This window comes from Xenorhabdus sp. IM139775 (assembly GCF_028598745.1).
In the GTDB taxonomy this organism is placed as follows: domain Bacteria; phylum Pseudomonadota; class Gammaproteobacteria; order Enterobacterales; family Enterobacteriaceae; genus Xenorhabdus.
The window spans coordinates 14,572-29,829 of sequence record NZ_JAQRFK010000044.1 but is presented as its reverse complement, the minus strand read 5'-3'; the positions used below and the strand labels follow the sequence as shown (position 1 = coordinate 29,829).

Below are 15,258 nucleotides of genomic sequence, written 5' to 3'. Positions count from 1 at the left end.
AGCGGTAACGTCAGACTGACTGATTTAATTTCAGAGCATTGCAATACATTAGGCACGTTTGATTTCCTTTCTTATCGATAGGTTAATCCATCAGAATCATCAATTTTATTTATCTATTACGCAGGCTGGCTGGTCGCATATCCACCCAGTGCTCTTCTATGTATGCGATACAGGCAGCACGTGAATCTGGACCAATAACCCGCTGCCAACCGGCGGGTTGCGCGGCAAAGGCTGGCCAAAGGCTATACTGTTGTTGCTTATTTATCAGTACATAAAAGTAACTTCATTATCAAAAGGATTTTTGTGTTCCAGATTCATCGTTGGTTCTCATCATTTTTTGGATTTTAATAACCGGTTTGTCATCTCATTTGTCAGCCAGCAACCAACTAAGGCCATCAATTAACCCGCCGCGCCAGCACAGCACATCATGCCCACCATTAAACACGCGATAATTCACGTTGTGACCTGCCTCTTGCAATGCAGCGTGCATTTGATCATTCACAAAATGGATATCAGCTTCACAGAACCCCGCTTCCTGAAAGATTTTCAATGACGAAGGCGTCACTTTTTGCTCAAGAACCTGCTGTGTCAGCCAACCGGGTTTATGTTCAGAAGACGGCATAAGCTGTCGAACAATTTTGCTATCAGGCCACCAGAAAGAACCCGATTGCGTCAGGACACAGCCAAAGCGTTGCGGCCAATGGAGCGCAGCATACAGTGCCGCTAACCCTCCGTAGCTTTGTCCTGCTATTACCGTTTGCTCAGGATCATCGCTGAACACAGCATACTGTGCGGCAAGCGGTAACAGTTCATCCTGAATCGCTTGCCAAAAATCAGGGTTGCACGGAAGCTCCCGCTCTCGATGAGACATATCAATAACGTCAATCAAAAGCCAAACTGCTTCTGGTATCCGCCGCTTTTCAGTGGCTGCATCAATTACCGGAAAAATCGGCATTCTCTCCGCCCAAGTCAATCCATCCAAAAGAATAATAAGAGGACGGGGATGTGCGTTTTCCTCCCCTGTGGCATAAAGCCAGACACGCCTTTGATTGTTCAGCCGATCACTGTGCCAATGCAAAGGCAAAGGCGTTTGTTTATCGGGCTGAACAGCATCTAACCATGCAGTCTGTTCAAGTGCATGGGGCATATGAATTGCCGATAAAGACAAACCAAGCCCATTACGATGGCCGCTCTGTCGATTTAAAGGATCGGGAATAGACAATGGAAAGAGTGAAATCCACCATTCACGTTGCTGCTGCTTGCGCTGTTTGATTTCACCGGACAATTCGGGAAGTAAATGTGTTTCCGTGGCAGGTATAAATCGATAACTTCCTCTCCAGTTATCTTCAAGGGTTACTGACCAATACCAGATATCCGTTTCAGGCAATCGTTGTAAACTCTGCGGCTGTGGGCGGTGGTGATCAGTGATGCCATTAATATCGATATAGACTTGGTGAAAATATGAGTGTCGTTCATCCCCGTTCGGATCCCGCCAAAAGAAGGTCGTTTTAACTCGATGATCCCTTGCAACTTCTATAATGGGGGTTCCCAAATGAGCGATATTTTCCCACCATAATTCGCTGCCAACATGAGGGACAGACAATAAATTATCTACTGTACCTGATGGCTGAAATACTAACTTCATCCCCTTATCTCCTTCAAAAACATCCCGCTCACAAATGACAGATTCATTTGAGATACCACACCCGCAACGATCTCACCAAAGCAAAATAATTATCATTCGCTAATGATATTGATAATTATTTTTGTTTGCAATATTATCCAATTTATTTTATTAATCTTAATCACTGGCTACCAGAATTAACGGAGCATTATCAAGGGTAACGCGGCAGGATGCCTTCAATATTCAACTTAATTCAGTCTGGACACAATAGTACAACCTTAATTATAAATTTGATTTTTAATCATTTATTTTAATATCGTCTATATTGAAAGATGAAAGCCATGGTACTGCCTATCCAAAATGAAACATTGAAAACCGAAAAAATAATAATAAGAAATAATAACTATAATAAATTATTCTTAACACTAACTTCCGCCTTACTGTTATCTCCACAAGCCTCAGCAAATAATAATAGGACTGCCAATAACAACGAAGACACTGTCATTGTCACAGGAGAGATGAACGGACACCCTGAAAAAAACTTCGTAGAATCAGACAGTGCCGCAGGCACCAAAAGCCTCACTCCCCTGATCAAAACGCCCCAGTCAATCAGCGTTATCAATCGCACACAAATAGAAGCGCAAGGCGCGATGACGGTTGCTGACGCCTTGAATTATTCAAGTGGTGTTGTGACCAATTACCGCGGTTCTTCCAATCGCAATGACGAAGTGATTACCCGTGGTTTTCGTTATGCCCCTAAATTCCTTGATGGTTTGAGTTATGGTTCAAACAGTTCAGCAGGCACCGTCGGTCAAATTGATCCCTGGCTACTGGAACGCGTGGAGTTGGTGCATGGGCCAGCCTCTGTGCTATACGGTCAGGTCAGCCCCGGCGGCTTGATTAACATGACCAGCAAAAGGCCAACAGCACAGACCATTCGTAAGGTTCAGATGAAAGCGGGTAATCATAGCTTGGGTGAATTGGCCTTCGATTTCGGTGGCGCAATGGGTGATCATATTCCCGTTCTTTATCGCTTAAATGGTCTCGTCAGCACTCAAAAACAGTTCGTCAAAGATTATAAAAAAGAACGAATTGCCATCGCCCCCGCGCTGACATGGATACCGAACAACAATACAACGTTTACGTTACTGACCAGTTATCAGTATGATCCCAAGGCAGGATACCGTAATTTCTACCCCAAAATCGGCACCGTAACGCCAGTTACCGATGTAGGCTATATGCCTTACAACATGAATCTCAGTGATCCTGCGTTTAATCAAGCCAGACGGGAACAATCCTCTATTGGCTACATTCTTGAACATGACATTAATGATGTTTTCTCTTTCCAGCAGAATCTGCGTTATTCAAGGTCAGATGAACGTTCAAAATATTTAGTTTATGCAACAGACCTCACGCCGACGACGATTGGGCGTTTTCCACAACGTGAGCATAATGAAATTCAAGGAATCAGCGTAGATAACCAATTGAAAGCATTTTTCTCAATGGGGAATATTGAACATAGCGTCATCAGTGGGATCGATTATAAATGGGTAGATAATCACAGTAAGCTTTGGCGTAACCGAGACAAGGAAGGAAAATACCATTTTGATTGGTCAAACCCAACTTGGGGTATTCCTGCCAATGAAAAGGATCTGTCCCTTATCCAAAATGACAAAAAGAAACTTCATCAGTTAGGGGGTTATTTACAGGATCAACTCAGTTGGGAAAACTGGAACTTAGCTTTGTCAGGGCGTTATGACTGGACTGAAACCACACAACAGAACCTGATCAATAGCACAACAAAGATACAGAAAGATCGGGCTTTTACCGGACGGGCAGGTTTATTGTATGCCTTTGATAGTGGCATTTCGCCTTATATCAGTTACAGCACTTCCTTTGAACCTAACCTGGCGCAAGGGGCACCTGGTACAGCAGCATTCAAACCCACAACAGGTGAGCAAACTGAAATCGGTATTAAATTTCAACCCAAAGGCCACGATACCCTGTTAACATTTTCCCTGTTCGATATCACCCAGAAAAACGTAACCACCAGTAATCCAGTCATCCGGTTTAGCGAGCAAATCGGAAAAATTGGTTCAAAGGGCGTAGAAGCCGAAATTCATTCTCAGATCACGCCGGAAATCAACCTGATAGCCGCCTATAGTTACACAGATACTAAAACCAAACGCGACGGCAGGGCTGCACGTGTTGGCAAAAAAGTGCCTTCAATTCCTGAACATGCCGCTTCTGCATGGGGTAGCTACAGTTTCACACAAACTGCACTGAAAGGATTTACATTGGGAGCTGGGGTTCGCTATGTCGGATCGACCTCCGGTGATTATAAAGAATCATTCCACGTCAATCCTTATACCCTCTATGACCTGATGGCGAAATATGATCTTGGTGAAGCCGCCTTTCAATTAAAAGGCGCCAGTATACAACTGAATGTGAATAACCTGACCAACAAACGTTATGTCGCTTCGTGCTCGAATGTAGAAGCTTGCTTCTATGGTAGCGGGCGCAGCATTGTTGCCACAGTGGAATATAACTGGTAAGGCAGAACGCATTTACCTCAGTGGCATAAGGCAAAAACTTTCTGCCATTGTGAGTGATGATCTATACTATCGCCCCTTTTGCCACACATAAAAAACACAATGGAACGCTTTCTCGAAAATACAATGTATGCCTCTCGCTGGCTACTTGCGCCGGTTTATTTCGGTTTATCACTGGCATTATTTGCTCTTGCGGTTAAATTCTTCTTGGAAATCACGCACATCCTGCCGCATCTTCTTTCTATTACAGAATCCGACCTCATCCTGACACTGCTTTCTCTGATTGATATGGCTCTGGTCGGTGGATTGCTGGTCATGGTGATGTTTTCTGGTTATGAAAACTTTGTTTCCAGTCTGGATATCCACGAAAGCAAAGAGAAATTGAGCTGGCTGGGGAAAATGGATGCCACCTCACTCAAAAATAAAGTTGCCGCCTCAATTGTCGCCATCTCCTCCATTCACTTACTGCGTGTCTTTATGGATGCCAAGAATGTGCCGGACAACAAGCTGATGTGGTATGTCATTATCCACCTGACCTTTGTTTTGTCCGCATTTATGATGGGATATCTCGATAAACTCACGCGCCACCATCATTAAGCCATCAAGCATTAAACGAACACGCAAACCAACCATCATCCCCCTGATGCCAGTTGTCCTCAACCGGCTGGCATTACGGGCCCCGTCGCTGCGATGAATTTCCGTTCACGGCTTCTTTCAGCAATTTGTCAATAAACCGATCCACGACCCTTTCAACCACTTCGCTTCGGGTTGTTTCCAGGCGATTCGCCAAGCCATCAATTTTTCTGATTACCGACATTCTTAGAGAAAGAGAAATGGGTTTTTTCTTCTCTTTATCGAGGAAAACATGGCTGCCCGCGTCTTCGGCTTTTAAACTAAGGTGCTGGACAAGAAGCTCTTCAATTCTCCTCACATCCTTTTTGGTCAGTATCCCCTTATCAACTAATTGATAAGTATTCCCCATTTTGCTAAACCGGATATCAGCACAGTAAAGATCTCTCAATTCCCGCAACGCACGTGTTAATGTTGGCTCCGAACAATTAAGCGCCTTAATGATCTTGGCTTTACTCATCGGCTTTCCATGCGAAAGTAATAAAGTTAACTTGAAATTTCTAAATTGTTTGGGATTAAGCAGCATTTCTTATTACCAAGTCAGGGATAAATCCCTCAAACTCCCTACGGTTAACGATGAAAATAATTTTCAGCATAGCTGCTATCACAACTAAATCAATATCAAAACGAATGAAAAGCCTTAACAATACTTTCGTTGGGTTAATTGGATTAATTGCGTTAAGTTAAGATCCTATGCTGCCTCAGGCTCGATACCGTAATGCTCTGCCCGCTCAAGCATATTCACGGCCCAGCGTTGATGGGTGGCCGGTTCGCACATCACCCCCTGCGACTTGAAAACCGCTTCACTGGCATTCAGGATATTTAGCGCTTCGGTATAATCATGGGCACTGACCATCAGCGCCTGCTGGATACATTTAATCTGCCGTGGATGGATGGCCGTTTTTCCCACCAGACCATGAGCAATATCCAATTCCAGCTCTTTCTCAAGCAAGCTCAGGTCGTCAATGTGCTCACAAACCGGTGCAGTCAGGGCAAACCCCCGCGTAGCAAAAACGGCAACCAGCATTTTAATGGTATATCCCATCGGCCCATCATAAAGGGTGAAATGACGGGAACGCCGCAGGGACATGACATTCATCAGGTCATTGCCGCCAATACGCAAGGCAATAATGCGATCTTTGCAGGGGTGTTTTTTGAGCATGTCGGCAAGCTGATTCATTTTCTGGACATCAAACACCTCTTCACTCTCCAGGGTTGGCATGATGTACAGATGGGTTGAACCAATAATATCCCACCAGCCAGACAACGCAGCTTGGGTAAATTTAGGCAAAACCAGTCCATCAATGGCACTGAGATCCACGTTGGCAACCAGATACTCCGCCATCATTTCATGACGCGGACGGATAAAAACCAAGGGACGGGGGTGCCCGATATTGGCAGAAAAGCGATCAGCTTGCGCCAAGGACTGCATAATCCCCTGAAGATTTTCGATGGCAACGGGAATATCCTGTTCACTGACCGCATCTTCCAGACAAATAACCAGCGAGCGCAGTTCGGGGAGCTTATTCTGTAACACAATTTCTGCAATGTCTTGGCGAGTAGCTGGCATATATAGCGTTGCGCCGAGTTGATATGGAGAAGGGATGGGTTTCATCACGCGACCTTCTTAATGATAGTGACTGCACGATATTGACCGATCAGATCACCGACTTCCGTAATAACGACCTGTTTCTGACGTGCCAAGTGAACCAGCAGGGCAACATCAGGATCATCTTGGCAACGCACCAGCACATGTTCTGGCACACGCCGTAATACGGCGCGGGTTGCTTCTGCAATACCCGGTTTAATCCGGTTGATACTGTCAATCTGGTATTTTTCAGCCAGATTGGTCATCACCGTTTTGCTCAATTGCTGCAAAGCATTTTTTTCCTGCGGCAACCAAACCGCTCCGGGTATCGCATCCCAATCCAATCGATCACGACAATCAGCAACGGTATCCACCAGCAAGCGGCTGCACTCAAACTTAATCAGGTGATCACACTGCACGCAACCGTGTAGCCCGTTTTCACGCCAGATCGAACGTGATATCAGCCCCGATACCGGTGCCCCCATGATACCGAAAGGGATCAACCAATCATCATCGCTGGCTGCCAGCCATGAACAGCCACAAGGATCAGCCAATACCGCCAGACGCGGAATACCCGAATACCCCGCCCGCCCTGCCAAAGATTGCGCCAGCTCAGTGCTAATCGCGCCTTTGCCCGTCCAGCCATCAACAAATACCACCCCACCCGTCCCGTGTTTTTGCTCAATATACGCGAGTGCAGTACTGTCAATGCCGCGATCCCGGATGATGCTGATGCCATAGTGATAAGAACATTTTCCCATTTTCTTGAGTGCCTGATGCAGCATCACGCCCAAAGGAACCCCCGCCCTGACCAAACTGACCAGCACAATCGGCGTATCACCCAAACGGGAGATCAATGCCTTGGCGAGCATGATAACGTCCGTCGCCAACCGGATGCCCCCCTGTTCAAGCGCCTTATCAAACAGTTCAAGGTGATAAGACGTTGGCTCTGGCTCCTGACTTAGCATATCCGAATAGTGCCGCTCGCCGGACTGGATCAACTGTTCCTTAACATCAACAGGCGTCATCTCAATTTGAACGGGTTCCAGCAAAAATTGAACATCATCAGAAGCATAACTCCCAGAGAAAGGGGGAAAGCTATTCATTATTTACAGCTCCAAATAAGTCAGTCATTAATGTGTCAGCAAACTGGCTTTGCTGAGGCATACCAAACCAATCACACAGTTGCATGAAACGGTGATCGCTCAGGCTATCTCCGAGGCCAATAACCGGAAACATGCCTCTTTCGGCACGAAGCCTTTGCAAAAGGTGACAAGTAGCTAATCCCTTATCTACACACTTTGGCAGCACCGTAAGATTGTTATTGTTTTGATGGAAATAAAAGTTTTGATGGAAATCATTTTCTTGGGACAGGGATTCAGCCAGTCGATTAAGCTCATCTAACCTATCGTGATGACGGTGTTTAATAATTAAGAAAACAGGTACATCACCATACTCATAATCAAGGCGCGCCCATGCCTCCATACCATAAGATGCGATCAAACGATGGCTCAGGCGTTCCAACTCACCCAATTGATCCCGGTACGACATTAATTCTGACAGCATGTGCGCTTGCCAATGTTCATCAACCGACCCTTCTGGTGTCAGGATCAGCGCACCCTGCGAGGCAATGCACCAAGAACGAAAAGGGAGCTGTACACGGTTAAGCTGTTCGCTATTTCTGGCGGTGACCGGAATCACCTCCGCATGGGCCAACAACCAATCAACCAGCATGGACTGTTCTTCGGTCATATAACTGTGGGGCGAATGTTGTCTATCCAGCGCGCCCACACGCAAGGATGATATATCCGCAGTTCCTGCCAGCTTACGGCGAGATTGAAATAGTGTGTCATCAAGATCAGTCAAAAAGACAGGCTTAATCATATCCAACGATCTCGACCACCGGAGAAAGACGGGCAAGCTGTGCCATCAACGCCGGATCAACCGACATTTTTGGCGTTTCCAGACAGAGCAAGATACGATCAAACGTCTGGTGCGCCACATTGTAGAGAAAATTCGGGATGCCAAGTCCGTAATTATCCGTAAAAGCCATGACCGATTGGATGGCATGACCGCAAGAGATAGGAGAGCGGGTTGTCGAACCAAATACCACCGATGCACCTTCCTGCTCAAGCCGTTCAGCCAGCAGGAACGGCTGCCAGACAAATTCACCGGAACCCAATACCAACACGTTTTCACCCGCCCGGATATTGATCGCTGCACCAATATCACACTGGATCTCATCCAGCCCCAAGCGTCCCCCGCTCTGTTGACCAATAATGTTGATTTTCCCCCTCGCCGTCACATTGACCTGCGGCATCACCGGAACCGGGGCAGAGATATCGGCTTCCCACTGCCAACTCCCCTCAATCAGAGACACCTCAGACACCGGCAGCGGGCTGCGTTTCACCACCGATTTCCCGCTCCAGTCCGTTAATGTCACGGTGACAATCTGTTCAATATGCTCAAGCCCGGCACCACGCAGCGCATCCAGCAAATTAAGGAACGTATTGCCGGTCGTGGCTTCATCATCAATCAGAACCAGCGTTCGGGCATTGCTCACCCGTTGGCGCAAGCGGGCTTCTGCCGGCCAATAAATCAGGTGATCCGTGGCATGGCTGTGATTTTCCTTAAACTCACACAATAAATCCCCATCAACCGGATGACGTGTCGAAGTCAGAAACACAGGCTCATTGACTTTGTGTTTTGTTTCCTGAAACACGCCCGCCGCCAGCCCGACAGCCGTTTCTGCCATTCCAATATACAAGGCAGGGCCAGGAAGATGCGCCGGGAATCGCCCAGCCAATTGCTGATAAACCGAGCGCATGATCGATGGCTTGACCGGAATATGTCGTCCCAACACCTTGCTGACAAATAGAAATGCCCTTTTGGGATTACGGCGTTCAGCGATATCAAACAGGGTTTCCAGAGAGGCAATGCCACGGGATGCCGTCACCGTCAACGTCCCGCTGTTCAATTTTTTTTGATACGTCTGTTGGTTATGCGCTGGTTTTTCATAAACATCGGTGTCATTCAACACGGTCATGATGATGCCTTTTAAAAAAATTTCCGCCTATTTGAGGTGATTGATGAAAGCGATATCTATCTGTTCATAAATCAAATTTTGCTCTTCAGGCGGAAACAATTGTTAAATTACCGAAAGTCAATATGGTCACTTTCAGCATTTATTCTTAATTCGGTGAAATATACAGCGCAGTCTAGAGTCGGCAATAAGTACATGTCAATCATATTATGATTTTTTAGAGCAAAATTTGTTTGACTTTTCTGCATGGAAAGGAAATCATACAAAACGCGACTAGATTGTTTTCTATCATACAGTTAACTGCCAGACAGACTGTTTATGGGAATCATAATATGACAGATTCAGGCTATCTATTTGTCATATTATGATTTTTTAATGCGTGAAATTACCGTCATTCACCGACAAACAGAATAGAGGTGTCATTAATGGTTTCGTTAAGCAAAAATCAGTCAGTTTCGCTCGCCAAACAGAGCACATCACTGGCTAAAGTGGATTTTGGCCTGGGATGGGATCCTGTGACCAAAAAGAAAGGTTTTCTGGCGAGTTTATTCGGTGGTGGCAGTGATGAAATTGATCTGGATGCAAGCTGCATTCTGCTTGATAAATCCGGTAATGCCATCGATACCGTGTGGTTCGGCCAATTAAAATCCAAATGCGGTTCGATACAACACACCGGCGACAATTTGACGGGCGAAGGTGACGGGGATGATGAAATTATCCGCGTCGATTTGATCAAACTGCCCGCCAATGTCGAATACCTCGCATTTACCGTTAACAGTTTTCGTGGGCAAAGCTTTAATGACGTTGAGAATGCCTTCTGCCGCGTCGTTGACCAACGCGGCAAGGAACTGGCACGCTATCAGTTGAATGAGCAAGGCGCTCACACTGGCATTATCATCTCTTCCCTGTGCCGCAATGAGGGTCAGTGGGATTTCACGGCACATGGCGTCCCTTGTTCTGGACGAACGATTGACGCCATGTTCCCGCAGATCGTTGAGACGGTGATCAACTCATGAATTTGACACCCGGGGGCAATGCCCCCGTTTCCAACCAAGTGCTCACTGTCCGGGTTCTATCGGGTTCAGCCGTGGATGTTTCTGCCTTTCGTTTGTATGCCGATGGCAAAGTTAAGGGCGATCCAGACATGGTGTTCTACGGCCAGACGGTCAATGACGACAACACCATTCGCCTGACAGGCGGCAACATCAATACCTCATTTAGCGTCAACTTGCCTGCATTAAGTCAGGATGTCCAGAAGGTCGCATTCTCCGCAACATGCGACGGTCACCAGACAATTTCCAATCTGCATAACCTTTCCATTCGGGTCGAACTGAACAGTAGTGTCATTTTGCAGGGAGATGTTGAAGTACAAGGCCGTTCGGAAGCGGCCTTGATCCTCGGCGAACTGTATCGCCGGAATGGTGAGTGGAAATTCCGCTTCATCGCCCAAGGCTTTAATGGCGGTCTCAAACCACTGGCAGAGCATTTTGGCGTCGATATCCTTGAGGATAATGCGGCACCAGCGCCAAACCCTGTGAATTTGAGCAAGGTTTCCCTGACCAAAGAGAAACCAGCCATCAGTCTGAGCAAACGCGACAATTACGGTGAAATCCGCGTCAATCTGAACTGGAATCAGACTTCCGCCTCGTCAAAAGGCTTACTGCAAGGCATGTTTGGTTCAAACAAAGGCGTGGATCTGGATCTCGGCGCATTCGTCCGGCAGCAAGACGGGGGAAAAGACGTTATTCAGGCATTGGGGAACCGCTTTGGCGATTACCGTCATGAACCGTATGTCGAATTACAGGGCGATGATCGTACCGGTAATATGCGTGACGGTGAATGGCTTCACATCAACGGCCTTGAATGGAAAAACATCAGTGAAATTTTGATCTACGCCTTTATCTACGAAGGCGTGCCTGGCTGGAACAAAACCGACGGTGTCGTCACTCTCTTTGTTCCTGACCAGCCCCCGATTGAAACCCGTATGACAGAAGGTAACAACAGCAACGGCATGTGTGCCATTGCCCGTCTTGTGAATGAAAACGGTGCCATCAAAGTCGAGCGTATCAATCAATACTTCAGCGGGCATAAAGAGATGGACAGGGCGTTTGGCTGGGGCTTTAGCTGGACATCAGGAAGTAAGTAACTGTTATTTAAATTAATTCGTATTTACATCAGCGGAGGGACTCATGTCCTTTTTAAACAAAATCAAATCAGCGTTCAACGCGGGCCGTGATGAACTGACTAACCAAGTTGGTCGCTTCAAAAACAGAAAATTCATGGAAGGCACCGTGGCCGTATGTGCACACGTTGCCATGGCGAGTGACGGCGTCAGTACCGAAGAAAAACAGAAGATGATCGGGTTCATCAAAAATTCCCCCGAACTGAAAGTCTTCGATACCTCTGAGATCATCGAGTTCTTTAACAAATTGGTCAGCAGCTATGAATTTGACGCTGACATCGGCAAAGGTGAAGCGATGAAATTCATCATGGCCCTGAAACAGCAGCCAGAAGCGGCGCAGCTTGCTTTGCGCGTCGGGATCGCCGTCGCCAAGAGTGATGGTGACTTTGATAACGACGAAAAAAATGCGGCCCGTGAAATTTGCCTGGCCCTTGGCTTTGCGCCGGCTGATTTCGAACTGTAATCGCAGATAACCCAAGAGGCTTACTTCATGGTATCCACGCACATTGGTTTTCCGATGGAAACCGTTGCTGTATTTATTATTCTGTCGGTTGGTGCGCTCTTTATCGACCTCTTTATGCATCGTCATGATAAGCCGATCTCACTGCGCAGTGCCGCCCTTTGGTCTGTTTTTTGGATAGCAATCGCCTTTGTTTTCGCGGGCTTCCTGTACATTCATCACGGCGCGGAAACTGCGAGCCTGTTTATCACGGGCTACGCACTGGAAAAAGTCCTGTCTGTCGATAACCTGTTTGTCATCATGGCGATTTTCTCTTGGTTCGCCGTGCCAGACCGCTACCGCCATCGCGTCCTATATTGGGGGATTATCGGCGCCATTATCTTCCGTGGCATTTTCGTTGCCATCGGGACAAGCCTGTTGGCGCTTGGGCCATGGGTTGAGATCGTGTTTGCGGTTATCGTTGGCTGGACAGCCGTCATGATGCTGAAAAGCGGGGACGATGATGATGAAATTGAAGACTATTCACAGCACCTTGCCTATCGTCTGGTGAAGCGTTTCTTCCCGATTTGGCCGAAACTGCGCGGTCATGCTTTTGTCCTGAACCAGAAGGAAGTGGATGAGGAGCTGGCTAAGCCAGAAAACGCCGATGTAAAAGTGGGTCTGGTGGGTAAAGCTGCGCTTTATGCGACGCCACTGATGCTGTGTCTGGCAGTGGTTGAATTGTCTGACGTGATGTTTGCCTTTGACTCTGTTCCTGCGGTTATTGCCGTCAGCCGGGAACCCTTAATTGTGTACAGCGCCATGATGTTTGCTATCTTGGGCCTGCGTACACTCTATTTTGTGCTTGAAGCATTGAAAAAGTATCTGGTGCATTTAGAAAAGGCCGTGATCGTTTTACTGTTCTTTATTGCCGCTAAACTGGGCCTGAACGCTTCTGAGCACATATTCCACCACGGCTATTCGATTTCAGCGACAAGTAGCTTATTTGTGGTGATTGGCGTGCTGGCAGCGGGTATTCTTGCCAGCCTGCTGTTTCCGCAAAAAGAAAATGCCAGCTAAATCCGGTAAGTAAAATCTAACTAATTAACACGACGTAATAAGTGAGGAAATAACAATGGGTGTATCTCTTTCTAAAGGTGGTAACGTTTCTCTGAGCAAAGAAGCGCCAAGCATGAAAAACGTTCTGATCGGGCTCGGTTGGGATGCCCGTGCAACTGACGGACAAGACTTTGACCTTGACGCATCAGCTTTCCTGCTGACGGCAAACGGCAAAGTACGCAGTGATGCAGATTTTATTTTCTACAACAATCTGAAATCGGCTGATGGTTCCATCATGCACACTGGCGATAACCGTACCGGTGAAGGGGATGGCGATGACGAATCACTGAAAATCAAACTGGATCAAGTTCCTGCTGATGTAGAAAAAGTGGTGTTTGTCGTGACCATCCATGATGCACAGACTCGCAGCCAGAGTTTCGGTCAAGTTTCCGGTGCATTCATCCGTCTGGTTAACGATGATACACAAGTTGAAGTCGCTCGCTATGACCTGACTGAAGATGCTTCTACCGAAACCGCAATGCTGTTCGGTGAACTGTATCGCCACAATGCAGAATGGAAATTCCGCGCAGTAGGCCAAGGCTATGCTGGCGGTCTGGCTTCTGTTTGTGCTCAGTATGGTATTAATGCGGCTTAATTTAGCAAAAATGACCATAAACCCTCGCCCAAATGCGGGCGAGGGAAATAGCTTACTCTTGCCCGATCGGTTTTAACCTGGCCGTGAAGTGACGTAATATCGGAGGTTCGTAAGTAAAGGTTAATCCCTTGATATCGGCCGCACGCTGTTTTAGCGCAACAAAAGCATCAACAATATAATCCATATGGTCATTGGTATAAACACGACGTGGGATCGTCAGTCTGGTCAATTCCATCGGTGAATCTTTTTGTTTACCGGTATCAGGTTCACGCCCCAATAATAAAGAACCAATCTCCACACTTCTGATACCCGCTTCCAAATATAATTCATTGCCCAAAGCCTGAGCCGGAAATTGATCGCTGGGGATATGGGGCAGGAATAATTTTGCATCAACAAAAACCGCGTGCCCTCCGATGGGATACTGAATAGGAACGCCCGCTTTCCTGAGTTGTTCTCCCAAATAAGTGACCTGATTAATCCGGTAAGAGAGGAAACTCTCATCCATTCCCTCTTCTAACCCAATGGCCAGCGCTTCCATATCACGTCCGGCAAGCCCGCCATAGGTCACAAATCCTTCCATTGGAATACAGAGAACACGCACTTCATTAAACAACGCTTCATCATCCCGAAAACAACAAAGCCCGCCAATATTCACCATCGGATCTTTTTTCGCTGACATCGTAAGCATATCGCCATATTGATACATTTCTTTGACGATCTCTTTAATGGATTTATTTTCGTAACCTTTTTCCCTCTGTTTAATAAACCAAGCATTTTCACAAAAGCGGGCAGAATCAATGATGACGGGAATATCATATTGTTTTGCGATCTCATAAACTGATCTCATATTGGCAAGCGAAACCGGTTGCCCTCCTGTGCTATTACAGGTAATCGTCGCGATAATAGCGACCACATTGTCCTGACCCTGTTCTTGGATAACCTGCTTGAGTAATTCAATATCAAAATTACCTTTCCAGGCATAATAATTGCTTGTTTCAAAAGCCTTGCTGGTAACGACATTGATGGCTTTTGCCCCATTCAATTCCACATGTGCCGCTGTCGTATCAAAATGGAAATTAGAAATGAATACCGGATTTTCAGCGCCGCCTTTCAATTTTTTTCGGGCAATCAGAGTAGGAAATAAAATCTGTTCTGCCCCACGCCCCTGATGGGTAGGGATAGTATATTCGTAACCAATAAGCTCCTTAACTTTATCCACTAAATGATAATAGTTGCGAGACCCGGCATACGCCTCATCCCCCATCATCATACCGGCCCATTGACGATTGCTCATTGCCCCGGTACCAGAATCTGTCAATAAATCAATATAAACCATATCGGAAGGCAGCATAAAGGGATTATATCCCGCAGCGTCTAATGCCGCTTCCCGTTCAGCGCGGGTAGTCATACGAATATTTTCTACCATTTTAATTCGAAAAGGTTCTGGAATACGCTTCATTTTAATCTACCTGTTTAAAATCAAGAA

Annotated in this window: 14 protein-coding genes and 1 pseudogene; 7 read left to right on the top strand and 8 right to left on the bottom strand. The window is 46.6% G+C overall.

The features are described 5' to 3' along the window. Positions 1–109: 109 nt before the first annotated feature. Together PSI17_RS10660 and fes are read right to left on the bottom strand one after the other, a co-directional pair. Positions 110–318, bottom strand: a pseudogene (locus PSI17_RS10660) (MbtH family protein). Between the two features lie 46 nt (positions 319–364). Then, positions 365–1,645, bottom strand: a complete 1,281-nt coding sequence (gene fes, locus PSI17_RS10655) for an enterochelin esterase (protein ID WP_273551975.1) — start codon at positions 1,643–1,645, stop codon at positions 365–367. Between the two features lie 320 nt (positions 1,646–1,965). Between fes and PSI17_RS10650 the strand changes: the two genes are divergently transcribed. Beyond that, positions 1,966–4,179: a TonB-dependent siderophore receptor gene (locus PSI17_RS10650; RefSeq protein ID WP_443256022.1), complete on the top strand. Its 2,214-nt coding sequence runs from the start codon at positions 1,966–1,968 to the stop codon at positions 4,177–4,179. A gap of 99 nt (positions 4,180–4,278) precedes the next feature. Beyond that, the gene (locus PSI17_RS10645) at positions 4,279–4,773 is read left to right on the top strand and encodes a TIGR00645 family protein (protein WP_273551973.1); all 495 of its coding nucleotides are present in this window, start codon (positions 4,279–4,281) and stop codon (positions 4,771–4,773) included. 73 nt (positions 4,774–4,846) lie between these two features. Here PSI17_RS10645 and PSI17_RS10640 read toward each other — a convergent pair whose 3' ends face one another. The 5 genes from PSI17_RS10640 to PSI17_RS10620 all read right to left on the bottom strand — a co-directional run bounded on the left by PSI17_RS10640 (position 4,847) and on the right by PSI17_RS10620 (position 9,440). Beyond that, entirely contained in the window at positions 4,847–5,332 is a 486-nt protein-coding gene (locus tag PSI17_RS10640; RefSeq protein WP_273551972.1) for a tellurium resistance protein TerW, read from the bottom strand. 165 nt (positions 5,333–5,497) lie between these two features. Continuing rightward, positions 5,498–6,421, bottom strand: coding sequence for an HpcH/HpaI aldolase/citrate lyase family protein (locus tag PSI17_RS10635; protein ID WP_273551977.1), 924 nt, complete (start codon positions 6,419–6,421; stop codon positions 5,498–5,500). Next, complete coding sequence (locus PSI17_RS10630; protein WP_273551971.1) at positions 6,421–7,500, bottom strand: cysteine protease StiP family protein; 1,080 nt, start codon at positions 7,498–7,500, stop codon at positions 6,421–6,423. The genes PSI17_RS10635 and PSI17_RS10630 overlap by 1 nt, the downstream gene beginning before the upstream one ends. Continuing rightward, complete coding sequence (locus PSI17_RS10625) at positions 7,493–8,278, bottom strand: hypothetical protein (protein WP_273551976.1); 786 nt, start codon at positions 8,276–8,278, stop codon at positions 7,493–7,495. Before PSI17_RS10625 ends, PSI17_RS10630 begins: the two co-directional genes overlap by 8 nt. Next, entirely contained in the window at positions 8,271–9,440 is a 1,170-nt protein-coding gene (locus PSI17_RS10620) for a phosphoribosyltransferase domain-containing protein (RefSeq protein WP_273551970.1), read from the bottom strand. The genes PSI17_RS10625 and PSI17_RS10620 overlap by 8 nt, the downstream gene beginning before the upstream one ends. 422 nt (positions 9,441–9,862) lie before the next feature. Between PSI17_RS10620 and PSI17_RS10615 the strand changes: the two genes are divergently transcribed. From PSI17_RS10615 to PSI17_RS10595, 5 genes are read left to right on the top strand one after another with little or no spacing between them, the layout of a single operon-like run. Continuing rightward, positions 9,863–10,453 carry a TerD family protein gene (locus PSI17_RS10615; RefSeq protein ID WP_273551969.1) on the top strand — a complete coding sequence of 197 codons (591 nt, stop codon included), beginning with the start codon at positions 9,863–9,865 and terminating at the stop codon, positions 10,451–10,453. Continuing rightward, a complete protein-coding gene (locus PSI17_RS10610) occupies positions 10,450–11,583 on the top strand; it encodes a TerD family protein (protein WP_273551968.1) in 1,134 nt (377 codons plus the stop codon). The genes PSI17_RS10615 and PSI17_RS10610 overlap by 4 nt, the downstream gene beginning before the upstream one ends. 43 nt (positions 11,584–11,626) lie before the next feature. Continuing rightward, a complete protein-coding gene (locus PSI17_RS10605; RefSeq protein ID WP_273551967.1) occupies positions 11,627–12,082 on the top strand; it encodes a tellurite resistance TerB family protein in 456 nt (151 codons plus the stop codon). Positions 12,083–12,109: 27 nt separating this feature from the next. Next, positions 12,110–13,138 (top strand): TerC/Alx family metal homeostasis membrane protein, encoded by a 1,029-nt coding sequence (locus PSI17_RS10600; protein ID WP_273551966.1) that lies wholly within the window; start codon positions 12,110–12,112, stop codon positions 13,136–13,138. A 55-nt stretch (positions 13,139–13,193) separates the two neighbouring features. After that, the gene (locus tag PSI17_RS10595) at positions 13,194–13,772 is read left to right on the top strand and encodes a TerD family protein (RefSeq protein ID WP_273551965.1); all 579 of its coding nucleotides are present in this window, start codon (positions 13,194–13,196) and stop codon (positions 13,770–13,772) included. A 52-nt stretch (positions 13,773–13,824) separates the two neighbouring features. Here the strand turns inward: PSI17_RS10595 and tnaA are convergent, their stop codons facing one another. Further along, positions 13,825–15,231, bottom strand: coding sequence for a tryptophanase (tnaA, locus tag PSI17_RS10590; protein WP_273551964.1), 1,407 nt, complete (start codon positions 15,229–15,231; stop codon positions 13,825–13,827). Positions 15,232–15,258: the final 27 nt, after the last annotated feature.